Here is a 25,796-nt window from a genome sequence, read left to right on the forward strand (position 1 = left end):
TTTTTATCCTATTTATTACTGTGGTGGTTAATTGACCACCACAGTAGTGAAATACTCTTTAAATACCTCCGCGGCTTTTTCAAGTTGTTCGGGGGTATTTTCTTTTACGTCTTTCAGCTTGTATTCCTGCTCCATCGCTTCATACTTATGTACGCCTAATGTATGATAAGGCAGGATTTCCACTCGTTGCACCATCTTATATTTTCCCAGAGCCTCTCCCAAGCGGCGGATATCCTCTTCGAAATCGCTGTATCCGGGCACTAATACATAACGCAGCCAGAAAGGTTTCTCGTTTTCTTCCAGCCATGCTGCCGTGCGGATGGTTTGCTCGTTACTTCTTCCGGTCAGTGCTTGATGGCGTGCCGGATTGAACTCTTTAATATCCAGCAATACAAGATCCGTCAGTTTGAAAAGTTCTTCTACTTCTTCGTTCCAGATACCGCCGTTGCTGTCTATGCATACATGTATTCCCTTTTCTTTCAGTTCACGCACTAAAGGGACTAGTGCTTTGGCCTGAAACGTAGGTTCTCCTCCGGAGAAAGTGACTCCTCCGCGTTTCCCGAAAAAAGGACGTTGGCTCATAGCCATGCGGACGATTTCTTCCGGTGGGGTAGGTGTGCCTCCTTTTCCGGCTATCGTGTCGGGGTTGGCACAATACAGGCAGCGGAAATTGCATCCTTGAAGAAAAACGACGAGCCGTAAGCCCGGCCCGTCGAATGTTCCCATACTTTCGTATGAATGTACGTTTATCGTCATATTGAGTAGATCTGATTACATACGTTCGTGGAAGCTACGGCTGATAACTTCCAATTGATGTTCGCGGCTCAACTTCACGAAGTTTACGGCATAACCGGAAACACGGATGGTGAGTTGCGGATATTTTTCCGGATGTTCCATGGCATCGTAAAGCATTTCACGGTTCAGTACGTTCACGTTCAGGTGGTGAGCGCCTTTGGTGAAATAGCCATCCATCATTGTCACCAGATTTTCTACGCGATCCTCTTCAGTAGCTCCCAGTGATTTGGGGACGATGGAGAAAGTGTTGCTGATACCGTCCTGTGAGTCGCGGTAACGTAATTTCGCTACGGAACTCAAAGAGGCGATGGCACCGTTCTTGTCACGTCCGTGCATAGGGTTGGCTCCCGGAGCAAAAGCGACACCTTTGGCGCGTCCGTCGGGAGTAGCACCTGTCTTCTTGCCATACATCACGTTGGAAGTGATGGTGAGCAAAGATAAAGTAGGACGGGCATTTTTGTAAACCGGAAGTTTCTTCAATTCTTCGCTGAAGAAATAGACCAGGTCAACACCCAGGTGGTCTACCTTGTCGTTGTCATTACCGAAGCAAGGGAATTCGCCTTGAATATCGAAACCTTCTGTCAGACCGATGTCGTTGCGGCGTGCGGTCACTTTGGCATATTTGATGGCCGACAGTGAATCGAGGGCGATAGAAAGTCCGGCTACACCATAAGCAAGGTTGATGCGTGGGTTGGTATCTACAAGAGCCATTTGGGCTTTTTCGTAGTAATACTTATCATGCATATAATGGATGATGTTCATCGCTTCGTTGTAAACACGGGCGATTTCTGTCAATACCTTCTTGTAGTTGCTCATTACTTCTTCGAAGTTCAGTGTGTCGCTGGTTAGTACGGGGATATTTTTCACCATTACCGTACCGGTGTTTTCGCAACGTCCGCCGTTGATGGCAAGCAACAGGGCTTTTGCCAGGTTGCAACGTGCGCCGAAGAATTGGATTTGTTTTCCGATTTCCTGATAAGATACGCAGCATGCGATTCCGTAATCGTCAGACTGGCGCACTTCACGCATCAGGTCGTCGTTTTCATATTGGATGGAAGAAGTGTCGATAGATACTTTTGCGCAGAATTCTTTGAATCCTTCCGGCAGTTCCGGGCTCCACAATACAGTCAGGTTCGGTTCCGGTGAAGGGCCGAGGTTGTAGAGTGTTTGCAGAAAGCGGAAAGAAGTCTTTGTCACCTTGGTACGTCCGTCGTTGAGGCGTCCACCCAGGGATTCGGTTACCCATGTCGGGTCGCCGGCGAAGATGTCGTTGTAAGATTGCATACGCAGGTGACGCACCATACGCAGTTTGATGACAAACTGGTCGATCAGCTCCTGTGCGAAAGATTCTGTGATGGTTCCTTTGCTCAATTCATATTCCATATAAATGTCGAGGAACGAAGAGACGTTACCTAGTGACATAGCAGCACCGTCTTGTTCTTTTACGGCAGCAAGGTAAGCCATGTATACCCATTGTACTGCTTCTTGTGCGGTGTAGGCAGGACGGCTCAAGTCGAGTCCGTAGTATTCGCCCATTACTTTCATGTCTTTCAATGCCTTGATTTGCTCTGCCACTTCTTCGCGCAGGCGGATGCGGGCTTCGGTCATCGGACCGGTAAGGTTACGCAAGTCTTCTTTTTTTGCCTCAATCAGTCGGTCGATACCATAGAGAGCCATACGGCGGTAGTCGCCGATGATACGTCCACGGGCATAGTTGTCAGGAAGTCCGGTGAGGAATCCCAGAGAACGGAACGAACGGATTTCTTCGGTATATACGTCAAATACTCCGTCGTTGTGCGTCTTGCGGTAGTGAGTGAATATATCTTTTACACGGTCGTCCACTTCCACGCCGTTTTCGTGGCAGGCTTTGCTCACTACGTTGATACCTCCGAAAGGCTTGATGGCACGTTTCAGAAGTTCGTCTGTCTGCAGACCGACGATCAGTTCATTTTCTTTGTCGATATATCCGGCTTTATGAGAAGTGATGGTTGAGACGGTGACATTATCCAGTGAGCGTACGCCGTTATTGGCTCTTTCTTCTGCCAGTGCTTCGAGGCAGCGGTTCCATACAGCTTTTGTGCGTTCGGTAGGTCCTTCGAGGAAAGAAGCATCTCCATAATACGGAGTGATGTTGTGACTAACGAAATCTCTTACGTTGATTTCTGTGCTCCAAAGACCGTCTTTAAAGATCTTATTTAATTCCATAAATGATAAAATTAGAGGTTGTAGTTATCCTTTTCTTTAGAGCGCACAAAGTTACAACGTTTTTTCATATAATCAGCATAAATATGCTCTATTTTATGCTTTTCAACATAAAATACCTAGATATTGCTATTCTTTGGAAATGATGTTCGTGATTTTTTTTTGTGAAAACTCTTGTAAGTTTAAAATATATTCGTACCTTTGCACCGCTTTTAACGAAAAGCACTTCTGATAAAGAAGTTTTGGAGAGGTGGCAGAGTGGTCGATTGCGGCGGTCTTGAAAACCGTTGTACTGCGAGGTACCCGGGGTTCGAATCCCTGTCTCTCCGCTGAACGTGCTGGACAGAAATGGTCAGCAAACGGACAAAAAGCTACAAATCAATGATTTGTGGCTTTTTTTATTGCCCGAAAGTCCTGCTTCCAAGACTTCAAAAGTACGGTAAAAGACAAAGTTTCGTTACTAAATCGTTACCTATTCCCTGCCGGACAAAAACGGTAACGAATTGTCCATAAATGACCTGATAATGACTATATTAGTCCATAGTCTGCATAACTCGAAAACGAGAGGTAAAAACTAATTTTGCAACTAAAAAAAGTGAGTTATGAAATCGACATTCAAGGTTCTTTTTTATTTGAAGAAAGGTTCTGAAAAGAAAAACGGCGAGGTTATGATTATGGCACGCATCACCATAGACGGCAAACTTTGCCAGTTCAGTACGAAACAGAGCATCCAGCCCGACAACTGGAGCATTGCTGCGGGCAAAGCCAAAGGCAGGGATGCCGGGAGGATAAACGCCCTTTTGGACGACATACGTTCTTCCCTGAATACCATTTATCACGAAATGCAGCGGCGTGACAACTACGTGACCGCCGAGAAAGTGAAAAACGAGTTTTTAGGTCATAGCGAGAGCCACGAAACAATCCTTTCATTGTTCCAAAAGCACAATGACGATGTGAAGCAGCTTGTGGGCATATCCAAGACGATAGCGACCTACCGCAAGTATGAAGTGACCCGCCGCCACCTCGCTGAATTTATCCAAAGCAAGTACAACGTATCGGACATATCCATAAAGGAGATAAGCCCGATGTTCATTACCGATTTTGAGTTGTATTTGCGTACCGCCTGCAAGTGCGGCTACAACACCACCGCCAAGTTCATGCAGTTCTTCAAGCGTATCATCATCATTGCCCGCAACAACGGCATACTGGTGGGCGACCCGTTCGCCAGCTATAAAATCCGGCTGGAGAAAGTGGACAGGGGTTATCTGACAGAGGACGAGATAAAAATCATCCTTAAAAAGAAAATGGTTTCCGAACGGCTGGAACACGTCAGGGACTTGTTCGTCTTTTCCTGTTTCTGCGGTTTGGCATACAGCGATGTCGCCAACTTGCGGCAGGAGAATATCCAAAAGTCCTTTGACGGCAACCTTTGGATAATCACCAAGCGGCAAAAGACGAATACGGACGTGAATGTTCCCCTGCTGGATATTCCCAAGATGATTTTGAAGAAGTACAAGGGCAAGTTGCCGGACGGGAAGATACTTCCCGTAATCAGCAATCAGAAGCTAAACGCCTACTTGAAAGAGATTGCCGATATATGCGGTATTAAAAAGAACCTGACGTTCCACCTTGCCCGGCACACGTTCGCCACGACCACCACGCTGTCAAAGGGCGTACCCATTGAAACGGTGTCCAAGATGCTGGGACACACAAACATAGAAACTACGCAAATTTACGCCCGCATCACCAACAGCAAGATAGGCAGCGATATGCAGGGGCTTGACAAGAAGTTTGTCGGCATCGAGAAGATTTACAAGGAAGTCGCCATGTAATCTTGATTATTGGGAACTGGTCACAAATTGTGACCAGTCCTTACTATTATTCCAACATTGCTAAATCTCCTAAAATATACGATTATGGATTTGCAGATTATCCAAAACAAGATTTTTGAGGTCAGAGGTTGCCGGGTGATGCTCGATTATCATTTGGCAGAACTCTACCAAGTGGAAACACGAGCCTTGAAGCAGGCGGTCAAGCGCAATATCGAGCGTTTTCCGGGTGATTTTATGTTTGTACTCACCCAAGAGGAAGCTAACTTGCTGTTATCCATAGGGGTATCACAAAATGTGATACCCCCTGCTTACAACTTCGGCGTTGCTATGCCTATGGCTTTCACCGAGCAGGGCGTAGCCATGCTTTCTTCGGTTCTCCGCTCCAAAGTAGCCATAGAAGTAAACATTTCAATCATGCGGGCTTTCGTCCTCATGCGCCAAATGGCAATCGGTTACGAGGAACTGTCAAGGCGCATCGAGGAACTGGAGGTAAGCACCGATGCGCAGTTCAACGAACTGTACCAAGCCCTTACCCAGCTTTTGAGCCAGTCGAAACAACAGAAAGAACGCCGTCCGGTAGGTTTCGTTACCTATAACCGTGACAAAAACGAATAGGTAACGATTTCGGTAACGAAATTCCGCCTAACAAACTATATCCCAATGAAGTACATTCTTCCACCTTGCGGGCAGTCCACCGACTACCCGCATTTTTTATATCCTTTTCCAACTGGCACATTCCCCGAAACGCCAGCCGTGCGTGGCATGGCTGACTGTATTCCGTGAAAAGAGCCGTTGGAAACCCGCACAAGCGTATTGCAAGCAAGCTCACAACACCCTTGCCTTTCCCGCCCGCATGGAGTGTTCCCTAAAAGATGAAAGAGAACAGGCACTTTTCCCCGGTTTCCCTATCTGTAAATCTTCCTCTTACGCAGTCCCCCAGCCGGGACAGTCGTTTTAATCATTTCAATAGGCAAAGGTAGTTACGTGTTCTTCACGATTTTGCAAGGTCGAGCCGTTCCGGTTTGGCGAAAAAATCTTCCCTGCCTTGCGAGGTATTTTTTGCCCAAAACCTTGCAAACTCTAAACACTACCCTTTTACGCCTATGTGAAACGAAAACGACCGACCCGACCGGAAGACGCATAAAAAAAAAGTCGGATTTACGGGAAACAGGAAAAAAGTTCAGTGAAACTTCAACTCCCTCACCTCTCAAATCCGCATAAAATTAAAAACTTAAAAATTACAGCAATATGGAAGCAAAGGTATTATCGGAAGCAAAAGTTTATGTAGGCACTTATGCCAAGTACAACAACGGTTCATTGTCCGGCGCATGGCTCGACCTTTCGGACTATTCGGACAAGGAAGAATTTTATGAAGCCTGCCGGGAACTTCACAAGGACGAGGAAGATGCGGAATACATGTTTCAGGACTGGGAGAACGTGCCGGAGGGCTTAATCGACGAAAGCTGGATTTCTGAAAACTTCTTCGCCCTGCGTGATGCGGTGGAGGATTTGAGCGACACCGAGCAGGAAGCCTTTTTCGTGTGGTGCAACTATAAAAGCCATGATTTGGGCGAGGAAGATGCGGACGACCTTGTACGTGATTTCCGGGATGAATATCAAGGGGAATATGACGATGAAGAAGATTTCGCCTATGAAATTGTAGAGGAATGTTACGACCTGCCGGAGTTCGCAAAGACCTATTTCGATTACAAACAGTTTGCCCGTGACCTGTTCATGTGCGATTACTGGTTTGATGACGGCTTTGTGTTCCGGGCGGCATAACAACCAATCCGGGCGGGGTGTCAAAGCCCTGCCCGCTTAAAACAACCAAGTTTATAACCATAAAAAATAAGACATCATGCAGTCACTTAACAAAAACGGGGTAAGCATCACCCAAACACCGGGAGAAGAAAAGTTCGTGAAATGCCGTTTAGGGGCTTTCAGGGGACAAATTTATTATCAATATGACTACCGCCACACGGACGGCGAACTTTTCAGCACGGTAGCCAAAACGCTGGACGAGTGCCGCCGCAGGCGTGACGAATGGGTAGCGAAGAAGAACGGAGTAATAAACAAGTAAATTTCAGGGACATGAAAACGACAGAAGTAAACAAGGAGCTTATCGGCAGGCGTTGCGAGTGTATTTTTACGGGCTTAATGGTAACGGGCGTTATCGAGGACACAGAAGAAAACGAACACACCATAGAGGTAAAAGTCCGTTTCGACCACCCGCACCAGTGGGGCGATGATTTGTATAATGATGTGTGGGCGTGGGGGCGCAAAATAGACGAGTTCGGCACGCTGCATCATTTGCAACTGTTGGAGGACAAACCGGACTTTCAGATAATGACGGTAGTTTTCGGCGAGCCAATCAGCCGGATAGACCGCAGTGTTTTTGCAGATGTGGAAACGTGGGGCGTCTGTTCCCTGCAAGGCTGGGTAAACAGCTATGAAAGTGTCCGGTTTGTAGCCATAGACGACCATACGGCAATCATCACGGGCGAATATAACATGGAGCAGGTAAAGGTGTGGTTAGAGAAATACACGTCCATAAAGAGCCTTAAAACCAGTTGATAGAGGACGGCGGCTGCTTGCCGCCGTTACTTTCTTCCGTGAGCCTGCCAGCGGGTGAAGAAAGTAACAAAGAAGCCTTTCGTTTTCCCTATCATGGAAACAGCCCGCCGATGCTTCCCGGCGGGCTGTCTGCCCGATATTTACGCTTTGCGTATCATTCCATACCCGGTTTCCCAAGAGGATGATAAAAACGGATGTCGCAACTATAAATCCTCATAGTGAATAAATTTTACACCAAGTATGCACACGGTTTCTTCTTCCTCGATGTCATATTTCCATGTCCGCTTAGTGACAAGCATTTCCGTTTCGCAATCGAACCATACCATTACGGGCGCATCGTCTTCTTCGTCCGCCCATTTGAAAACCTGATTGGACGGCGTTTTCCATAATTCAGCACTGTCACGTTCGGAAATACAGTCCTTGTCCACAATGATGATGTCACCTACTGCCGGAACTGTATCTGTTTCCAACGTGGTTTCTATGTACCACGAGATGCCTTCTATATCCAATTCTATTTTTACCATGTCGTTTTGTTATTAGGGGGTTATTGTTTCCGTTCCTTCTTCGCTGTTGTCATTATTAAATGATAGTGTAAGTTGCTGCATCTGCCCGAAGCTGTCGATGATATAAATGTCAATCGTCTGCTGGTCGGTCGATGCCGAGGTGTAGTAGAGCCTGAACGTTTCTTTCTCCAGCGGGTAAAGGTCGTTGGGCAGGAACACCGTGCCGTTATCCATTTCCAGCTTTCCTTTGCCGTCCGGCTGGAAATACCGTATCTGATAGGTAGTCGGCTGGTAATAGCCGCCACGCACCAGTCGGCAGCGTATTTCGGCGGTTTCCCCGACTTTCAGCCTTTTGGGTACTGGCAGTGTTTCGATGCTGAACGGGTACGCCTGCTGAATATCCAAGTTGTCATTACAGGCGGTGACAAGCACGAGGGCGGCCACGATGCAGCAGCCCATGATGATTTTATACATTACATTCTTCATATACATTATTATATAGCGGTCAGTTGATAATGAATTTCAGTCCCAAAGATACCTGCGTGTGGAACTTGCCTATGTCCGAGCCGAACAACGCCCGTTCCCTTGCGTTCAACAGCAGAGCCACCCGGTCGGTCAGGTAGGTTTCCAGTTCCAGCGTCAGCGCACCGCCGTAAATGAAGCAGTCCTTATCCAGCAAGGTAGAGCCGTCCGGCAGCAGCTTTTCGCTTCGGTTGCTTGTTTCGTACCCAGCGAGAGCCGACAAGCCCAATGAAAGGAAAAAGGTCTTTCGTCTGTCCGATAGGAATTTCAGGTAATAGCCACCCTCTGCGGTGAACTGTTCGACTGGTATTCTCATATCCTTGTAGTCATACTTCTTGTGCAGGTATTCGCCGCCAATCACCCAGCGGTTGGCGTTCTTGGTGTAAACGCTGTACGCCGCCCCGATGTGGTAGGCGAAATCACTGCCAGCGTTCCAATGCACCCCGTCCGTCATGCCCGCCGTGACCTGCAAGCCTTTCATGCCCGGCAGGTATCTTTGTGCGTGTGCCTGAAACGAGGTCAGGCACAGCGCAAAGAGCATCATTATAAAGATGTGTCTTTTCATTCCCTATTTGATTTTGAGTTCGTCAATCACTTCTGCGTTCACGATGTCGGCGTTTTCCACCCGTATGGTCTGATGCCGCCCGCCGTTCTTTTCGTAGAGTTCCACGACCAGCAGCTTGTCGTCAGGAATGGTAAACTTCGGCAGGGCGTACACCGTGCGCACGGTCGATTTCCCGGCAATCTCTATCACCTCGTTGTAGCTGCGTACCGCATCCAGTACCGTTTCCTGAATAGCCGTGCGTTTGGGCACTTTTTTATCGGTTATCTTAAACCTGATGAAGTCCGTGTCGAAAGGCACGTTGGAACTGTTCTTTGTCTGCGTGTGCACGTAGAGCATCCCGTTATATGTGTAAATCCCCTTGATTAAGAACTGTATGCCGAAACGCTTGCTACCCAAGTGGCGCACTTTCCGGTCATTGTTCTTGTAGATGCTCTGCATTATCAGCTTCACTAATAGCGGGCTTTCACCCGCCAGTTCCCGGAAATGGATGTTCATCCGGGTATGCGAGAAGTCGGACGTATCTTCATTCTCCAAGAAGTCCTTCATTTCGATGTTGAGCATTTCCGGTTCACGGGCGTACTTGGCGTTGAACGAAAAGAAACTGCCGTCCTCGCAGATAACGGAGAAGTTCGTTTCTCCCGGAAAGCCCTCTGTCGTGGCTTTCACCCTGATTACGTTCTCCGCACCGTCCGCCTTGCCCGCTATGATGTGGTTGCTTCCCAAATCGACATAGCGGACGGCGGCGGGGAAGATGATATGCACCGTCTTGGCAAAGGTCACTTCCACGCCGTAGGGCGTAACCATTTGGCGGTACGGGAGTTTCCGGGTAATCCCCCGGTACAAGTCGTTGCCAGCCGCATACTTCACGGTGTCAGCGGTTTGTGCGTTTGCCGCACACACGCCCAGCAAGAGGGCGAACAATCCAAAAATCTGTTTCATTGCTAATTGAAATTTTAACGGTTGATAAAATGGTTATTGTTGTTTGGCATACAGCATGACTTTATAGCCTGCTTTCAGCTTCACTTTCACGGTTCGGAACTTCTTGGCGAGGTAGCCGGACGTTCCTTGCAGCAATCCCCTTGTCACGTCCATAGCCACCTGCTGCCCGGCACTTTGGGCAAAGGAAATGCTTGTACCCAGCCCGCTTCCGATATTCGCCATAGCTTCGTTGAACGCTTCCTGCTCCATAGAGGACGGGACGGAAAGCCCCTTTTGCCCGTCCGTGTCGAACACGGCGAGTTCCACCGGGATGATGTTGCCAGCGTACTCAATCGAGGACACCAGTATGTCGAGCCGTTCGCCCTGCACCTTTGCCGTCCCCGCCACAAGGGTATTCTTCGGCACAACGATATTTCCCGCCTGCATGGGTTCGAGCAGCCGTAGTTTCACCGCCTGCCCGTCCACCAGCGTTTGGTCTTGGTGTATGCAGGCGGCTACCGTGTTCTTTCCCATAGCGTACCCCGTGCCTACCGCCGTGTTGAAGCCGTAGTTTCGTGGCTGGCTGTAAGCCCGGATGAAGTCGGCATCGCTCATGGGCTGCTGCAATCCCGAAACGGTCGTTTCCCGGATAGCCTGCACCGGAATAGTCGGAGTGCCGATACCGCCACCGTTCTGCCCGGCTGTCGGTATTTGGGCAATCTGTCCCCTTTGTCCGTCCTGCCCGTTCATGTACTTTGCCGCCAGCTCGTAGGATTTTTCCAAGAGTGCCATTTGGTCGTCAGCCGTAGGCGTGGCGTTCTGCTGCTGTTTCAGTCGGTCGGTCAGTTCCGCCACCTGCCGTTTCAATTCCTCTTTTTCCTCGTCCACAGGGGGCGTTTCGTAGAACGTGCTTAACTGGCGGTTGATGTCCCGGTAAGCCGCCCTTGAAGAAGCACCGCCGCCCCTTTGTGGCTTCGGATCTTCTTCCGGCATCAGATTGATTTCCTCTTGTGGTTCTTCCGTATCATCGTCCAGCGTGAAACCGAAGTCCTGCAAGGATTGTATCTTGTCCTGCTGTTTGCGGTTTGTCACCGCCTGCTCGTAAGCCTTTTGCTTGTCGGCTATAATCCCGTCCTCTGCGGGCAGGGGTATGTCGGCATTGAAGCCGCCCACGCTTTCCACATTCACGTCCTCTTTGCCGGAGGGTGCGAATATCAGGTACATGCACCCTGCAAAGGCAAGGAACATCAGCGGGAAGACTATCATTTTCCTGCGCTGCTGCACCTGCTGCGGGGTAAGTTCCCGTTTGGGTTTATCTTCCTTTTTCGGCTTCCCGTCCGCCTGCGGTGCGGTCGTGCCGTTCTCATTCTTCTGTACTTCTTCCATATTGCGGTCTGTTTAACGGGTTGATACTTTTGGTTGTGTCATTGCCGTGCAACGGCAGTTGTCTGATGTGTTCTATTTGCAGCCTTTGCCCGTCCCGTTTCCCGATATTGTAGATTGATGAAACGGTGATGTAGATAGACAAGCCGCCGAAAAAGAAGAACATCAGGAGGATAACCGCCAGCCTTTTGCCCGGCGTAATCCGTCCGCACATTCGGCGCAGGCGGTCGTCCGCCCAGTCCCGCACCTTTTCGATGTGGTTTCGTTTTCTCTCCATAAGGCTATCTTTTAATGGTCTGCAAATCCTTGTTCTCGGTAATGGTGAACGCTTCGATGATGAAGCCGTGCGGGTTGTTGTCGCTCCGTGTGGCGTTAAGCAACCGGCACGAGGTCACAAGGCTTCGCACCGTCAGGCTGCTTTCCCGGACAATCAACTGGCGGGCATACGTGTTCACCTTGTAGGGGTACTGGTCGAAGTCGCACTTCACGCTGTCAATCTCCACCGTCTGCGTGACGTTTCCGGAAATCACCCGGTTGTAGTAGCCCTTTTCCGCCAAGTCCTTGTAATAGTTGAAAGCGGTCTTGTCGGCGAGAAACAACGAGCGTTTGATGTTGCTTTCGATAGCCCCCTTTTCGGGTGATAAGGTGAAGAAAAGTTCGTGGAAACGCCGCACGTGCGACTTCGCTTCCACGGGTCTGTTCTGTGCCATGTCCTGCGAGAGTGCCAGCATCAGGCTTTTGCCGTTGTCGAGGACGTATATCTTCTGCCGCTGCTTTTCGGCGAAGCTGTACGAATTCCACACGGCAAAGCCCGTCACCAGTGCGCACAGGCAGATGAATACCAGCGCAAAGAGCCGGATTTGCCGGAAACTCGTTTCGATGTTCGTTAATGACTTAAATTCCATATACTAAATTTTGATGTTGGTTATTTGAGTAGTTTCCCGGTTACTTTCCCGCTTGCCGCACCGACCGCAGCCCCGGCGATTGACCCGGCCCGTGCCACGTTGCGGTTATAGGCAGACGTACCGCCAGCCGACACTATCCAGCTTGCCACCGTTGGAATGGTGAAGTAGCCCACGATGCCGATAATCATAAAGATTATATACACGGTGCTGCTCCCGTCCGGGATGAAATCCGGGTCTGAAAGCTGCTCGATGTCTTTTTGGAGCATCAGGGTTTGTATGCGTGCCAGCACGCTGCTGAACAAGTCCGACACGGGTAGCCACAGGTAAATGGAGATATAGCGTGAAATCCACCGGGTCAGCGTGCTTTGGAAACCGTCATAGACGGAAATCGCAAACGCCAGCGGACCCAGTATGCTTAACACGATTAGGAAGAACGTGCGCAGCGTGTCTATAATCAGCCCCGCCGCCTGAAAGAGCATTTCCAATAACTCCCTGAACCAGTCCCGGACGGACTTCTTTATATTATAAGCCGTCCTGTCCATGTACATGCCCGTCATAGTCACCATGTCGGAGGGCGACCAGCCCAGTTCTTCCAGTTGTCGGTCAAATTCCTCGTCCGATGCGAGGTAAGCCGTTTCGGGGCTTCGCATCAGGGCTTCATATTCCAGTCGGTCTTTCTGCGCCCGGTACTCGTTCATGTCGAAAGTCTGCGTTTCCATAAGCTGGTTGCACCCTTTCACCACTGGCGACAATACCGTGTTGATAGTGCCCAGCACGAACGTGGGAAAGAACATGATGCACAGCCCCAGCGCAAAAGGGCGCAGGAGCGGGTACACGTCTATGGCTTCCGCCCTTGCGAGCGACTGCCACACTTTGGCGGCTACATAGAACAAAGCTCCCAGCCCGGCTATCCCTTTGGCTACCCCCGTCATGTTGCTGCACAAGGGCATCATTTCATCGTACAGCACCCGCAACACTTGGTGCAGGTTGTCAAAATCCACCGCTGCTAATAACATAGGCATACCGATTTATATGTTACCAGTAGCGTTCATCCGCCGAGCCGTAGAGAGCCAGCACCCGGTCGGTGTCGTTCTTCTTCTTCGCCCGCAGGTAGGACACGGATATGTTCTTTCGGGTGTAGTAGTTCACGAGGTTGCGGTAGTTGAGCAGGCTTTTATAGGCGTTGTTGATTACCGCCAGCCTTTCGGCATCCGTCAGCGACATGCCCGTCACGTTCACTACATTCTTCAAGTCCTGCAACACGTCCGCACTTTCGGAGAGCAGCTTGGCGTACCCGGCTGAAATGGCGGTGAGTTCATCCGGCGTGTAGTTCGGGTCTGCCAGCATGTTCTGATAGTTTCGCACGTAGATTTCGGATATTTCCGCCACCAGCTCAATGGACTTCTTCACCTTGATGCCGCCCTTGACAACATCGTGTACCGCTTTGAGCGCATCGTAATATTTTTTACCCTGCTGGAAAATCTTCTGCGCTTCCATGAAGCCGTCCAGCGTGTTCTTGGCAGTGGTGGAAGTCTGCACTATCTGCTTGGTGGTGTTGATGATGCCCTGCGCCAAGTTGCCGGGGTCTGACACCACCCACTGTGCGGATGCCTTGCCGATGAAGCAAAGGCACACCGCCATAAGGAGAATTGTTCTTTTCATTATCTTTTGTTTTCAGGGTTTGTAACTCGTTTGTATTCGCCGCCGGGCATGAGCGTTATCCGGTCGGTCTTTTTGTCATAGGTGAACTGTATGCGGAAGCCCGTTTCGATGAACAGGCAGCCGTTCCGTTCTGTTACCGGGTAAGCCGTTTCCAGTATTCTGCCCCTGACATTCGCTTTCCGGGTGACGGTGTATCTGCCGCCCGTTTCCGAGAGTGTGAAAGCCGGGTGTCCCCTGACGTGTACCCAATAGCCCTGCATCCTTTCCAGCTCCTTGCTTCCGCTGTCCTCGCAGCCCGCCAGCAGGCAGGCGGACAATAGCGTGTATATCAGATTATCAATCCATTTCATGTTCCTAATTTTTAAGTTGTTGATGATTGGGGATTTCTTTTGCTTTCTGCAAGCCGCTTGATAGCCAGTTCAAGGTTGCCGCCCAGCTTGTCGGCGAGGGCGAACAGTTCCATTTTCTCGCTTTCCTCGGTCGTGTACGTGTAATATTCTTCCAATGAAACTTCCGTGGCATATACCGCCGATTGTGTGCCGCCCAGCGAGAAGAAAACTTCCTTGTACTTCCGTCTGGGGTGGTTCGCCATGTTGATAGACAATATCTGCGAACGCTCCTTGTCGGTCAGTCCCAAGAGGTTCTGTATGCTGTCGAACTTGTTGAGATATTTTCGCTGGTCTAACAATATTTTGCAGTCCGAGTTATTGATGATACTTTCTTTCACGATAGGGGAAGAAATAATATCCTCTACCTCTTGCGTGACTACAATCGCTTCCCCGAAATACTTTCGGACGGTCTTGTATAAATATTTTACGTAGCCCGCCATGTTCGCCGATGCAATCGCTTTCCACGCTTCCTCAATTAGTATTAACTTCCTTATCCCCTTTAACTTGCGCATCTTGTTTATAAAGGCTTCCATGATGATGATAGTCGTTACCGGGAATAAAATCTTGTGGTCTTTGATATTATCCAATTCAAAGACAATGAAGCGTTTATGCAGCAAATCCAGCTCCTTGTCGGAGTTCAGCAGGTAGTCGTACTCACCGCCACGATAGTACGGTTCAAGCACGTTCAGGAAATTGTCAATGTCAAAATCCTTTTCCCTGACGTTCTTCTGTTCAAGCTGTCGGCGGTAATCATCCCGGACAAACTCGTAGAACGTGTTGAAGCAGGGCGTTACCGAACTGTCTTTGCCTATCAGGTCGATATAGGCACTTACCGCATTGGATAACGCCACTTCTTCCGACCGTTTGGGGGCTTCATCATCCCGCTTCCACAGGGTGAGTATCAGGGTCTTAATACTCTCTTTCTTCTCGATGTCAAATACTCCGTCCTCGACATAGAACGGGTTGAACGCTATCGGGTTCTCGTTGGTGTAGGTGAAATAAATCCCGTCCTCGCCGTGCGTGCGGTTGTGGATAAGCCGGGACAGCCCCAAGTAACTGTTACCCGTATCGACCAGCAGCACGTGCGCACCCTGCTCGTAATACTGGCGCACCATGTGGTTGGTGAAGAAGGACTTACCCGACCCGCTCGGCCCAAGTATGAACTTGTTTCTGTTGGTCGTGATGCCTTTCTTCATGGGCAAATCCGATATGTCGATGTGCAGCGGGCGACCGCTTACCCTGTCCACCATTTTGATGCCGAAGGGCGAAAGCGAACTCTTGTAGTTCGTTTCTTCCACGAACAGACAGAGAGCCTGCCCCAAGAACGTGTAGAAACTTTCCTCTGCGGGGAAGTCCGCCTCGTTGCCGGGTATGCCCGCCCAAAAGAGCGTGGGCGTGTCGGTGGTGTTGTGGCGTGGCTTGCACTCCATTAGTGCAAGCTGGCTTCCCACATCGTTGCGTATGCGTTTGAGTTCGTCCCTATCGTCACTCCATGCCATGACGTTGCAGTGGCAGCGCACCGAGATAAGCCCCTTGCTATGCGCTTCGTTCAGGTACTCGTCTATCCACTCCTTGTTCACTTGGTTGGCACGGGAGTAGCGGGAGAGCGATTGCATATTCCGGGCGGTCTGCTCGAAGTTCTTCAGGTTTTCGGCGTGGTCGTCTATGAAGATGAACTGGTTATAGACGTGGTTACACGACAACAGCACGCCCACCGGGGCGGCAAAACTTAACCTGCAATCGCTTCTGTCTGTGGACAGCTTCTCAAATCGGCAGTCCGTCCCGACCTTTCCGGGCAAATCTTCCACGTCCGAAAGCGTGTGCAGGCACAGTATATCGTCCCCGACCCGCATTTCTTCCGGGTACAGCCCGATGTCTTTCAGGCAAGTAGTGTCGGTTTGCGAGAGCGAGAAGTATTTCTCGATGATGCCCGCCTTTCCGTCCTGCCCGGTGATTTCCGATGCCGCCAGCCGGGTAAGGGTGACAAAACCGCTGTCGTTCATAATCCTTTCAAACTGCCCGACCGCTTCGATGAACTTTGCCGCCGCTTCCTTGTCGGCTATCTCCTGCGGTACAATCCTGCCCCGGCAGAGGGTGGAGAAGTCGCTCTGTCGGCGGCTTCTCTCCCTTGTCGTTTTCGTCAGGAACAGGTAGCAGTAATGGTTCAGGAACGGGCGTTCATTGAAGTGCCGTTCAAAGGAGCGGCTTAAAAAACTAAGCTCGTCCCTTTCGGTGTCGGGCTGGTAGTTCTCCTTGATGAAGAAGTCCTGCTTGTGTACTATGGAGTAGTCGGGCAGCACCTTGACCGCCTTGTACCACGCCGAATGTATAGCTTCGTACTCGGCACTGGTGACGGTGAACAGTTCGGGCAGTTCCACCCTGAAAGCCACCGTCAGGTCTGCATCCTTTGATATGATGCAGCCGTTCTCCACCGCCAAAAGGGGAAATTTCCTTTCCAGCGTGGTAGCCTTTAACATATTCCTCATGTTCTTTCTTCCTTTCTTCTTTTGTAGTTGAACAGCCGGGGTATCGCCTTTCGGCTGATAATGAAGCGTGGGTGTCTTTTGCGTGCGGCAGCTTTCATCAGCCCGTGCGTGCCGTACTTGGCGTTGAGCCGGAACGTCTGCCACACGAGCAGCAGCGAAGCCGACACGATGAACCCGATACATAGCCACTGGTTCACGCCTGCCATGAACAGGACGATGAACACCACGAAGACGGCGAGCAAGCCGCCGCAAAAGATAAAGAGGTACTGGCTTTTCAGCCCCTTGAACTCCACTGGCTTCCCGATACCCCTGTTTACCGGATATTCAGACATTGCCGCTGGTTTAGAGGAAGAACGAACGCAGGATAGTGGCGGCGACAATCAGGAAGATGCACGCCCCGAACCAACTGGCGGCGGTCTTTGAGGTGTCGGGGTCGCCGCTTGAAAACTTGTTATATACTTTTACCCCGCCAATCAAGCCGCAGACCGCCCCGATTGCATACACCAGTTTTGTTCCGGGGTCGAAATACCCGGTGATTAGGTTCGTGGCTTCGGTGATGCCCGCCTGCCCGTTTCCTTGTGCGTAGGCACTTACCACGGCGGCAAGTATAGCCGCCGACAAGAAGATTTTCTTTCTCATTGTGATTTGTTTTTAATGCCGGGCGGCGGGTGGATAGTCCGCCTTTCCCGGCTGGTGAATAATTTGAAATTTTAGTGGTCGGGGATAGTCCCGTTTGTCTGTTTGGTTTTCAGGTTGCCAATCAACCGTAATCCCGTTGTTTCATGCTGTCAGGCTTATACATTATTATATTATAGGAAATCGTTCATGTCGAACGCTTCGTGTTCCTCGCTTGTATCGCCAGTTCCGGCAGGGACAGCAGCCGTAGCCAGTTCCGCTTCGTTGCGTCCCAGCAGTTCCGCCACCTTTGCCAGCCCGCCGTTGATGTTCTCCACCACCGCATCGTAGAGGTTCGTCCCCTCAATGCTTGCCAGTGTCCCGGCGGTTTGCCGTTTCTCCGCTTCGGTGGGGTTGTCGGCGTTCGCCGTGCGTACCGCTTCGCCCAGTTCATCGAAGCTCACGCCCGTAGCTCGCCCGGTATCATCGTCACCGTCCATGTACCCGGCTATTTCCTCGTCCTCGTAGTCGGGTTCGTCATTCTCGTAACCGGGCGTTTCTTCCGCTTCGGCTGCTGCTTCCGGAATGTTTTCTTCCGGCAGTCCGTCAGCCTGCGGCGCAAAAATAGTATCATTTTCAGCCGCTTGCGGGAGGTGTCCCGATTTGTCCTGCGCTGTCCCGATTAGTCCGCCCTTGTATCGGCTTTCACCTATCAGCGTGTAGCCCGAAACCTCGTTTCGTGGGAGTGGCGCATCATCCGTTCTGCCCGTTGATGTCCGGCTGTCCGTGTAGCGATACCACAGCCATAGGGCGATATAGTACACCAAAAGCCCGGTAAGTATGCAATAGATTATCATAGTCAGACAGGCTTTTGGAAGTGGCTTTCGTACAGGGTGTTTATCTCGTCTTGGTACTGCTCGAAGTGCCGCAGCAGAATGTTTTCCACGTAGCTGCTTACCGTCACCTTGCGCCCGCCTATCACCGTCACGATACGCATCAGCTTCTCGTGCGTGGTACGGCTCACGTATAAGGGCTGTCGGTCTGCCAGTTCCACTTTCTGAAAGTAGGTTTCCCGGTAGTCGCCCGAACCGCCCTTGCGCTTGCGGGGTGTCGGTTTCTCTACTTGCACCGTTTCTGTTTGTGTTTCTTGCGGTACATCATTCGTCTTATTATTATCTTGTTTACTGGGAACACCCTGCGAGATAAGCTCTTTCATGAAATCCTCGTCTATCTTCGGCATCCCGCCGCTTTGCTTTGCCATATCATTTTAATTTGATGTAGTACACTATTTCGGTTATCAGTTCTTCCAAGTTGCTTCCCCTTACCAGCGGGCGGCTGGCGGGAAAGAGCGTGGAGCGGAACACCGCCTTTTTATCCGCCACCAGTTCCTTTTTGTAGCGTTTGGTATCGGGGATAAAGGTTTTCATCAGCGGCAGTTCCAGTTCCTTAATGGTCTTGTCGTAGGCGGTGTAAAGGTCTGTTTTCTCCCTACCGTCCACCATGTTCCAAAAGAGGTACAGCCCGGCAAGTCGGCAGGCTTCATTCTTCACTAATAGCTTTTGGATAGCCATTGCGAACGACAGGCTGCTTTCCAGCACCACCTTGTCGGCTGAAATGGGGGTGAAAATGTAGTCCATGCCCGCAAGGGAGTTTATCACGCCCTCGCTGTTCACCGTGCCGGGCAGGTCGAAAAACACTATATCCGGCACGTGTCCGGTGGCTATATGTTCGTCAGCCGTTGCAATCGCCTTTTCAGGTGAACTGCACAATACCGGGTAGGCTTTCTTCCCCAGCCGGGTGAACTGCTCATACGCCATTCGCTTGTAATCTTCATCCGCCCCGACCTGCTCGGCATCCCGCTTGCGCATCCCGGCAATGGAGTGTTGCGGGTAGTCGCAATCGACCACCGCCACATCGTAGCCTTTGAGGTAATAGAGGTAACTCGCCGCCAGCACGGTAAAGGTGGTTTTGCCGACCCCGCCCTTTTGGGTGGAAAAGGCGACATAAAGGGGTGTTTTCTCGTTTTCCATATTGCTTCCGTTCATTATTGGTTGATAGATTTGTTTATTGCTTTCAATCATTCATTCCATATTGCAATCTTGAAATATTGAAAGATTGTTTTATTTCAATCTTGTTTTCCTGCTTTCATTCTTTCTTGAAATATTGAAATCCTGCAATCACGTTTTATTGAAATCCTGCTTTCAATCATTCTTTCCTGATTGGAATATTTCTTTCAATCTTGCTTTCAATCTTGAAATCCGATGCAAAAAAAGGGAGAAAAAACATCCCCTGAAAACCTTGTCCCGATTTGTCCTGCGCTGTCCCGATTTGTCCACCAACCACCTATTTTACAGCATTATAAATCACCGTTACTTTGCAGCGGAGTAACGAACCGCCGGGGGCGGAGGTGTAAAACCGGGCTGGTGAACGCAGGGCTTACCGTTCCACGCTAACCCCAATCCGTCCGTGACGGATTTCGATTTTCGTCAGAAAATAGCAAGGTGTGTTTTGTATGCTACAAAACCGTTTTCCGTGCCTGAAAACGCCTTGCCCCTTGCGGGGGTAAAAATCACTCCGAAGTCGTAATTTTTTTAATCCAAAGAAGCATGGAAACAAGAAAACCTAACAAGGGCGGTCGCCCCGCCCTCGCAGACCCGGCGAAGCATCGCCATGTCCTTTACCTGAACGACCGGGAGAACGCCCGCTTCCTCTCGCAATGGGAGCAGTCGGGCGTCACGAGCAAGTCCCGTTTCATCGCCGCCCGGCTGTTCGGCGAGCCGTTCCGGGTGGTGAAAGTGGACAAGTCGGCAGTAGAATATTGTGCCCGGCTGACCGAATTTTATGCACAATTCAGAGCCGTGGCGGTCAATTACAACCAAGTTGTAAAGGCGTTGCACAACAACTTTTCGGAGAAAAAGACACTGGCTTTTCTCTATAAACTGGAGAAAGCGACCACCGAACTGGCGATGTTGAACCGTCAGGTTATCGACCTGACAAACGAGTGCAAGGAACTATGGTTGCCAAAATAAGCACGGGCGGCAATATGTTCGGCGCACTGGCGTACAACCAAAACAAGGTGGACAGCGGGGAAGCAAAGGTGCTTTTCTCCAACCGGATGCTGTTGAGCGAGGACGGGAATTTCTCTATCGGCGAGTGTATGCGCAGCTTTGAAATGCAGATGCCCGTCCAGCTATCCACCAAGAAGCCGATACTTCATATTTCCATAAACCCGCACCCGGAAGACGTGCTGACAGACCAGCAGCTTTCCGACATCGCCAAAGAGTATATGCGGAAGTTGGGCTATGGCGACCAGCCCTATTTGGTGTACAAGCATACCGACATCGACCGCCACCACATCCACATCGTGGGGTTGCGGGTGGACGAGAACGGCAAGCCGCTGAATGACAAGTTCGAGCATCGGCGCAGCAAGCAAATCACCCGTGAACTGGAAAAGAAATACGGGCTGCACCCGGCAGAGCGAAAGGAACGTGCCGAACGCCCGGAACTTAAAAAGGTGGACTATGCCGCCGGGGATGTGAAGCACCAAATCGGCAATACCGTGAAAGCGGCTTGCTATGGCTATCGTTTTCAGTCGTTCGGGGAGTACAAGGCTTTGCTTGCCTCTTACAACGTGTGCGCCGAGGAAGTCAAGGGCGAGATAAACGGCAAGCCCTATCAGGGCATTGTCTATTCCGCCATGAACGACAAGGGCGAAAAGACAGGCAATCCGGTAAAGGCTTCCCGCATCGGCAAGTCGGTGGGTTATGAAGCGGTGCAGCGCAGAATGGAGAAATCGGGCGAAGCAATCAAGAACGGGAAACTGAAAGAACGCACCCGGAAGATTGTAGCCACTGCCATGCAGACCGCCCGCAGCCGCAAAGAACTGGAACAACAGCTAAAGAAGCAGGGCATTGACGTGGTATTCCGTCAGAATGACAGCGGGCGCATCTACGGCGTTACGTTCATCGACCACGACAGCCGGGTGGTGCTGAACGGTTCACGCTTGGGCAAGGAGTATTCGGCGAACGTGTTCAACGAACGTTTTTCGGGCGAAACCGGAAAGATGCACCAGCCCGAAGTGTCAGCACCGCAGCAAGACCAGCCCACGCATCAGGAACAACCGGGGTTCATGCCGAAATCCGACATCGTTCCGGGCGTGGCTTCTGTGCTGGGTGCTTTCGGTGGATTGCTGGGCGGCGGTGCATCAGGCGGTGACGAGCCGCAGGACACCGCCCGCCAAAAGAGAAAGAAGAAAAAGAAGCGCACAAGGCGCATCGACTAACTTGAAAAAACATTACAATCATGCAACAGGAAGATGATTTGAGAGGGCTTGCACGGGTCATGGACTTTATGCGGGCTGTCAGTATTCTATTCGTGGGAATAAACGTGTACTGGTTCTGTTACTCCACCCTGAAAGAATGGGGAGTGACGTTTGAGGTGATAGACAAGATACTGTGGAATTTCCAGCGCACCACCGGGCTGTTCTCGTCCGTCCTTTGGACAAAACTTTTTGCGGTGGTGTTCCTCGCCCTGTCGTGCATCGGCACTAAGGGCGTGAAAGAGGAAAAGATAACGTGGGCGAAGATACATTGCAGCCTTGCGGCGGGTGTCGTGTTGTTTTTCCTGAACTGGTGGCTGCTGGAACTTCCGCTGCCACACACGGCGGACACTGTGTTTTATATCGCCACGCTGTCGGCGGGCTATATCTGTATGCTCATGGCGGGTACATGGATGTCCCGGCTGTTGAAGAACAACCTAATGGATGATGTCTTTAATACAGAGAACGAAAGTTTCCAGCAGGAAACAAGGCTTATCGAGAACGAGTATTCCGTAAATCTGCCTACCCGGTTCTACTATAAGAAGAAATGGAATAACGGCTGGATAAATGTCGTGAACCCGTTCCGTGCCAGCCTTGTGTTGGGTACGCCGGGTAGTGGCAAATCGTATGCGGTGGTAAACAGTTACATAAAACAGCAAATCGAGAAAGGTTTTGCGCTTTACTGCTATGATTATAAGTTTCCCGATTTATCGGAAATCGCTTATAATCATTTGCTTAACCACTTGGACGGGTATAAGGTAAAGCCTAAATTCTACATTATCAATTTTGACGACCCACGCAAGAGCCACCGATGCAACCCGATAAACGCCAGCTTCATGTCGGACATTGCGGATGCCTACGAAGCCAGCTACACGATTATGCTTAACCTTAACCGCTCTTGGATAAGCAAGCAGGGCGATTTCTTCGTGGAAAGCCCGATTATCCTGCTTGCAGCCATTATTTGGTACTTGCGCATTTATCAGGGCGGCAGGTATTGCACGTTCCCCCATGCCATTGAACTATTGAACAAGAAATACGCCGATGTATTCACTATTTTGCGCAGTTATCCCGAACTGGAAAACTACCTTTCCCCGTTCGTGGATGCTTGGGAATCAGACGCTCAAGAGCAGTTGCAGGGTCAAATAGCAAGTGCGAAAATCCCGCTTTCAAGGATGATTTCACCCGCTCTTTACTGGGTAATGACGGGCGATGATTTTTCACTGGATATAAATAATCCCCAAGAGCCTAAAATACTGGTTGTCGGTAACAACCCCGACCGTCAGAATATCTATTCGGCAGCACTGGGATTATATAATTCCCGTATCGTGAAGCTGATAAACAAGAAAGGTCAGCTTAAAAGTTCGGTGATTATAGACGAGCTGCCAACGATTTATTTTCGAGGGCTTGACAATCTGATTGCAACCGCACGAAGCAACAAGGTAGCGGTTCTGTTAGGCTTTCAGGATTACAGCCAGCTTACCCGTGACTACGGGGACAAGGAAAGCCGGGTGATACAAAATACTGTGGGCAACGTGTTCAGCGGTCAGGTGGTCGGTGAAACGGCAAAAATACTGTCGGAGCGTTTCGGAAAGGTGTTGCAGAAACGGCAGAGCATGACAATCAACCAGCGGGAGAAGTCCACCTCGATAAGCACCCAAATGGACAGCCTGATACCCGCCAGCAAAATATCCAACCTCACGCAAGGTATGTTCGTGGGGGCTGTGGCGGACAACTTCGATGAACGGATAGAGCAGAAGATTTTCCACTGCGAAATCGTGGTGGACAATGAAAAGGTGAAGCGGGAAACCGCCCGTTACGTGAAGTTGCCGCAGATAATCGACTTCACCGACAAGGACGGCAACGACCGGATGCAGGAGGAGATACAAGCCAACTATGACCGCATCCGTCAGGAAGTCCGGCAGATAGTCGAGGACGAGATAACCCGGATTAAGAACGACCCGGAGCTATGCCACTTGATTAAGGAGGAAGAATAGCTGTATATAATAATGTATGGAGTGAAGAACAGCCGATGTAGCTTTACGGTTGTTCTTCATTTTGCTTTTTGGTGCGGTAGGCTTCAAAACGCACTAATATTTCGTGCAGGTTCTTCAATGCTTCCACAGCCTTGCCTATCGGCGGCATCTTGCTTTTGTCGAAAGTCAGTTTCTTCAAATCGGCAGTGTACGCCGTAGCCACTTCGGGCAACGCCATGACCGCTTCGGCATCCTTGAATATCGGAGCATCAGCCAGCGACAAGTGCGAACGGGAGTTTTTATTTAGTCCGTCCTCTATCGTCACCCGGTACATGGCATCCAAGAAATCTTCCGAATGTAGGTAATCGTTATATTCCTGATTGTGGTAGAGTGCCGACAAGTCGTAAACGTCACGGATATGCTTTGCCAACAGTGCGGCTGCATCCTCATTGTAAGACAGCTTTACCAGCCTTGAAACCTTGTCGCAGATAGTCTTTCGGGGGTTGATACACTGCGTTTCAAAACTTCCCAGCCCGTAGGTGCTTATCAGTTCCTCTTGCCCGATGCTTTCAAGAAAGGCGGTCACAATCGGTTTGATAACCCGCTTGTCCGCCGGGTAGAACATCAGTTTTTTGTCCGGCAGGTCACAGGATTTTATCTCTACTTCCAAATGCTCTTTAAGTCCCACGCCTTGAAATACATTGTCATACGAGAAATACAGTTTGCGGTAATTACCGCCCGTTTCCGACAAATCTTCCTTGTATATGTCACTGTTAAGTTCGGCTATGTATTTGGAAAGTTTCTTGTTCAATGTCTTTTCAGCCTGCTTGGACGCACCTTTGTCACCCGTGAACACGAACAAGTCCAAATCTTCCGAGAAACGTTCTATCAGCCCGTAGGCTTTGGAAAGTGAAGTCCCGCCTTTGAAGTAGGTCTTATCCGCATATTCGGACATGGAAATATCCCGCAGTATCTTCGATACCCAGTAATCCTTTTCCACGTGCGACTGCTCGTAGCCGAAATGTTCAGCCGCCAGTGCGATGATTTCCTTGAACGCTTCCTTGTCCGAATGTAAATTCATATTTCTGTCCTATGCCGTTTTATAATCCAAGTTGAACCGTGTCGTGGGAAGAATGGTCTTTGCCATTTCCGTTTGCAACACGGTTTGTCTGATGTCGCCCAGTATGTCCGCCACCACCTTTCTGACACGTGGCGGGTAACTTTTCGCCAAAGATACGATTTTTTCCAGTTCCGGCAGGCTGTACCCGTTGAAATATTGGCTTTTGACCCGGTTGTAGATGTCCTGCCCGGTTGTTCCGGGTATGCGCTTCATGTCCTTTATCGCATCGAGCAGCCGCAAGTATGGGACAAGGCTTTCATCCGGATAGACCATGCAGTAGGCTTTCACGCACTCTATATCCAAGTTCTTGAAACGGAAACGGCGAACCGGGTTAGGAGTGGCTATCGTTATGGTTGTGGCTACCTGTTCGGTCAGCCCCATTTTGTTATAGACGTAAGCACCAGTGATATAGCCGTTCAGTTTTTCAGTCAGGTAGCGGAACTGTTCATCCTGATAGACAGGCAGCTTTCCCAGTCCCAGCACTGATTTCTTGGGACGGTAGTACGCCCCCTTTTCAACCCGTACCAGTACCCCTTTGCGGCTCTGTTCGGAAAGTAGCACCGCAACATTGGCGGTCTTTTCCGTTTCAAACGACAAATCCCGGAACGTGAATATACGCCCGGTATCTATCCGTTCAATCTGCCCAAGTATCTCTTTTCTGAATGAAGCCATATTTATGTCCTTTGTTTCTATATGCAAAGATAGTATATTATGTAATCACCTGCAAAAACATAACAAAGATTTTGCCGAAGATGTTTTCTTTTTGTCGTGTCACCTGATAATAGGAGAATAACGGAAACTCAATCAAAGGCTTGCCAAACGCTTCACAAACGTTCCAAAAATAAGCTGTATTTCAGTGTTAATTTTGATATGTGGCTCATTATTAGCCTATTGATAAAATAGCAAACGTTTCATAAACGCTTCACAAATGGCTCGCAAGCATAATGCAAATTTTAATAAGTCGTTGATTATAAGGTATAAGACCTATAATTAAATGGCTCATAAATGGCTCACCCCAAGAGAGTGATTAACTT

At 49.9% G+C, this 25,796-nt stretch carries 30 protein-coding genes and 1 tRNA gene; 11 read left to right on the forward strand and 20 right to left on the reverse strand.

Annotated features, from left to right (window positions below; all coding sequences use genetic code 11):
• Window positions 1-27: 27 nt before the first annotated feature.
• Window positions 28-756, reverse strand: a complete 729-nt coding sequence (pflA, locus tag INE92_RS02495) for a pyruvate formate-lyase-activating protein (RefSeq protein ID WP_004308786.1) — start codon at window positions 754-756, stop codon at window positions 28-30.
• A 15-nt stretch (window positions 757-771) separates the two neighbouring features.
• Window positions 772-3,000: a formate C-acetyltransferase gene (pflB, locus tag INE92_RS02500; RefSeq protein WP_004308785.1), complete on the reverse strand. Its 2,229-nt coding sequence runs from the start codon at window positions 2,998-3,000 to the stop codon at window positions 772-774.
• 241 nt (window positions 3,001-3,241) lie between these two features.
• Here pflB and INE92_RS02505 point away from each other — a divergent pair.
• From INE92_RS02505 to INE92_RS02540, 8 genes are all read left to right on the forward strand, one after another.
• Window positions 3,242-3,326 (forward strand) — tRNA-Ser (locus tag INE92_RS02505).
• Between the two features lie 273 nt (window positions 3,327-3,599).
• Entirely contained in the window at window positions 3,600-4,829 is a 1,230-nt protein-coding gene (locus tag INE92_RS02510) for a site-specific integrase (protein WP_008648492.1), read from the forward strand.
• 84 nt (window positions 4,830-4,913) lie between these two features.
• Window positions 4,914-5,444, forward strand: coding sequence for an ORF6N domain-containing protein (locus INE92_RS02515; protein WP_070751237.1), 531 nt, complete (start codon window positions 4,914-4,916; stop codon window positions 5,442-5,444).
• Window positions 5,445-5,586: 142 nt separating this feature from the next.
• Window positions 5,587-5,787 carry a hypothetical protein gene (locus INE92_RS02520; RefSeq protein WP_081443384.1) on the forward strand — a complete coding sequence of 67 codons (201 nt, stop codon included), beginning with the start codon at window positions 5,587-5,589 and terminating at the stop codon, window positions 5,785-5,787.
• Between the two features lie 290 nt (window positions 5,788-6,077).
• The gene (locus INE92_RS02525) at window positions 6,078-6,611 is read left to right on the forward strand and encodes an antirestriction protein ArdA (RefSeq protein ID WP_004329650.1); all 534 of its coding nucleotides are present in this window, start codon (window positions 6,078-6,080) and stop codon (window positions 6,609-6,611) included.
• A 76-nt stretch (window positions 6,612-6,687) separates the two neighbouring features.
• Complete coding sequence (locus INE92_RS02530; protein WP_005924228.1) at window positions 6,688-6,909, forward strand: DUF3873 domain-containing protein; 222 nt, start codon at window positions 6,688-6,690, stop codon at window positions 6,907-6,909.
• A gap of 11 nt (window positions 6,910-6,920) precedes the next feature.
• Window positions 6,921-7,403, forward strand: a complete 483-nt coding sequence (locus tag INE92_RS02535) for a DUF7258 domain-containing protein (RefSeq protein WP_004308768.1) — start codon at window positions 6,921-6,923, stop codon at window positions 7,401-7,403.
• A 54-nt stretch (window positions 7,404-7,457) separates the two neighbouring features.
• A complete protein-coding gene (locus INE92_RS02540) occupies window positions 7,458-7,622 on the forward strand; it encodes a hypothetical protein (protein WP_008648486.1) in 165 nt (54 codons plus the stop codon).
• On the opposite strand, the gene INE92_RS02545 is transcribed toward INE92_RS02540, so the two are convergent.
• The 16 genes from INE92_RS02545 to INE92_RS02620 all read right to left on the reverse strand — a co-directional run bounded on the left by INE92_RS02545 (window position 7,607) and on the right by INE92_RS02620 (window position 19,396).
• Window positions 7,607-7,927, reverse strand: coding sequence for a hypothetical protein (locus INE92_RS02545; protein WP_004327301.1), 321 nt, complete (start codon window positions 7,925-7,927; stop codon window positions 7,607-7,609). The genes INE92_RS02540 and INE92_RS02545 overlap by 16 nt on opposite strands.
• Window positions 7,928-7,939: 12 nt before the next feature.
• The gene (locus INE92_RS02550; RefSeq protein ID WP_118220970.1) at window positions 7,940-8,398 is read right to left on the reverse strand and encodes a DUF3872 domain-containing protein; all 459 of its coding nucleotides are present in this window, start codon (window positions 8,396-8,398) and stop codon (window positions 7,940-7,942) included.
• Window positions 8,399-8,411: 13 nt separating this feature from the next.
• On the reverse strand, window positions 8,412-8,993 hold the full coding sequence (locus INE92_RS02555) for a conjugal transfer protein TraO (RefSeq protein ID WP_211421284.1): 582 nt from the start codon (window positions 8,991-8,993) through the stop codon (window positions 8,412-8,414).
• Window positions 8,994-8,996: 3 nt separating this feature from the next.
• Window positions 8,997-9,932, reverse strand: coding sequence for a conjugative transposon protein TraN (traN, locus tag INE92_RS02560; RefSeq protein WP_007845745.1), 936 nt, complete (start codon window positions 9,930-9,932; stop codon window positions 8,997-8,999).
• Window positions 9,933-9,965: 33 nt separating this feature from the next.
• Window positions 9,966-11,297, reverse strand: a complete 1,332-nt coding sequence (traM, locus tag INE92_RS02565; protein WP_211421285.1) for a conjugative transposon protein TraM — start codon at window positions 11,295-11,297, stop codon at window positions 9,966-9,968.
• A complete protein-coding gene (locus INE92_RS02570; protein ID WP_005924209.1) occupies window positions 11,275-11,571 on the reverse strand; it encodes a TraL conjugative transposon family protein in 297 nt (98 codons plus the stop codon). Before INE92_RS02570 ends, traM begins: the two co-directional genes overlap by 23 nt.
• Before the next feature lie 4 nt (window positions 11,572-11,575).
• Entirely contained in the window at window positions 11,576-12,199 is a 624-nt protein-coding gene (gene traK, locus INE92_RS02575; protein WP_004308760.1) for a conjugative transposon protein TraK, read from the reverse strand.
• 20 nt (window positions 12,200-12,219) lie between these two features.
• Window positions 12,220-13,215 (reverse strand): conjugative transposon protein TraJ, encoded by a 996-nt coding sequence (gene traJ, locus INE92_RS02580; protein ID WP_211421286.1) that lies wholly within the window; start codon window positions 13,213-13,215, stop codon window positions 12,220-12,222.
• A gap of 19 nt (window positions 13,216-13,234) precedes the next feature.
• Entirely contained in the window at window positions 13,235-13,861 is a 627-nt protein-coding gene (locus tag INE92_RS02585; protein WP_008648479.1) for a DUF4141 domain-containing protein, read from the reverse strand.
• Window positions 13,861-14,211, reverse strand: coding sequence for a DUF3876 domain-containing protein (locus INE92_RS02590; RefSeq protein WP_004326111.1), 351 nt, complete (start codon window positions 14,209-14,211; stop codon window positions 13,861-13,863). Before INE92_RS02590 ends, INE92_RS02585 begins: the two co-directional genes overlap by 1 nt.
• Before the next feature lie 11 nt (window positions 14,212-14,222).
• Complete coding sequence (locus INE92_RS02595; protein WP_211421287.1) at window positions 14,223-16,736, reverse strand: TraG family conjugative transposon ATPase; 2,514 nt, start codon at window positions 16,734-16,736, stop codon at window positions 14,223-14,225.
• The gene (locus INE92_RS02600) at window positions 16,733-17,068 is read right to left on the reverse strand and encodes a DUF4133 domain-containing protein (protein WP_007845738.1); all 336 of its coding nucleotides are present in this window, start codon (window positions 17,066-17,068) and stop codon (window positions 16,733-16,735) included. Before INE92_RS02600 ends, INE92_RS02595 begins: the two co-directional genes overlap by 4 nt.
• 10 nt (window positions 17,069-17,078) lie before the next feature.
• A complete protein-coding gene (locus tag INE92_RS02605; protein WP_004308755.1) occupies window positions 17,079-17,375 on the reverse strand; it encodes a DUF4134 domain-containing protein in 297 nt (98 codons plus the stop codon).
• 170 nt (window positions 17,376-17,545) lie between these two features.
• Window positions 17,546-18,208 (reverse strand): hypothetical protein, encoded by a 663-nt coding sequence (locus INE92_RS02610; protein WP_211421288.1) that lies wholly within the window; start codon window positions 18,206-18,208, stop codon window positions 17,546-17,548.
• A 2-nt stretch (window positions 18,209-18,210) separates the two neighbouring features.
• Window positions 18,211-18,612: a DUF3408 domain-containing protein gene (locus tag INE92_RS02615; RefSeq protein ID WP_074857163.1), complete on the reverse strand. Its 402-nt coding sequence runs from the start codon at window positions 18,610-18,612 to the stop codon at window positions 18,211-18,213.
• Window position 18,613: 1 nt separating this feature from the next.
• Complete coding sequence (locus INE92_RS02620; RefSeq protein ID WP_212702060.1) at window positions 18,614-19,396, reverse strand: ParA family protein; 783 nt, start codon at window positions 19,394-19,396, stop codon at window positions 18,614-18,616.
• A gap of 561 nt (window positions 19,397-19,957) precedes the next feature.
• Here INE92_RS02620 and mobA point away from each other — a divergent pair.
• Genes mobA through mobC form a run of 3 tightly spaced genes read left to right on the forward strand, consistent with a single transcriptional unit; the run spans window position 19,958 to window position 23,663 of the window.
• Complete coding sequence (gene mobA, locus INE92_RS02625) at window positions 19,958-20,380, forward strand: conjugal transfer protein MobA (protein WP_007754154.1); 423 nt, start codon at window positions 19,958-19,960, stop codon at window positions 20,378-20,380.
• A complete protein-coding gene (mobB, locus tag INE92_RS02630) occupies window positions 20,365-21,633 on the forward strand; it encodes a conjugal transfer protein MobB (RefSeq protein WP_087879958.1) in 1,269 nt (422 codons plus the stop codon). Before mobA ends, mobB begins: the two co-directional genes overlap by 16 nt.
• A gap of 20 nt (window positions 21,634-21,653) precedes the next feature.
• Window positions 21,654-23,663 (forward strand): conjugal transfer protein MobC, encoded by a 2,010-nt coding sequence (gene mobC, locus INE92_RS02635; protein ID WP_033572569.1) that lies wholly within the window; start codon window positions 21,654-21,656, stop codon window positions 23,661-23,663.
• Window positions 23,664-23,706: 43 nt separating this feature from the next.
• Here mobC and INE92_RS02640 read toward each other — a convergent pair whose 3' ends face one another.
• A complete protein-coding gene (locus tag INE92_RS02640; protein WP_005924177.1) occupies window positions 23,707-24,723 on the reverse strand; it encodes a nucleotidyl transferase AbiEii/AbiGii toxin family protein in 1,017 nt (338 codons plus the stop codon).
• A 9-nt stretch (window positions 24,724-24,732) separates the two neighbouring features.
• On the reverse strand, window positions 24,733-25,434 hold the full coding sequence (locus INE92_RS02645; RefSeq protein ID WP_005924175.1) for a DUF6088 family protein: 702 nt from the start codon (window positions 25,432-25,434) through the stop codon (window positions 24,733-24,735).
• Between the last annotated feature and the right edge of the window lie 362 nt (window positions 25,435-25,796).

Source organism: Bacteroides xylanisolvens (assembly GCF_018289135.1).
Classification (GTDB): domain Bacteria; phylum Bacteroidota; class Bacteroidia; order Bacteroidales; family Bacteroidaceae; genus Bacteroides; species Bacteroides xylanisolvens.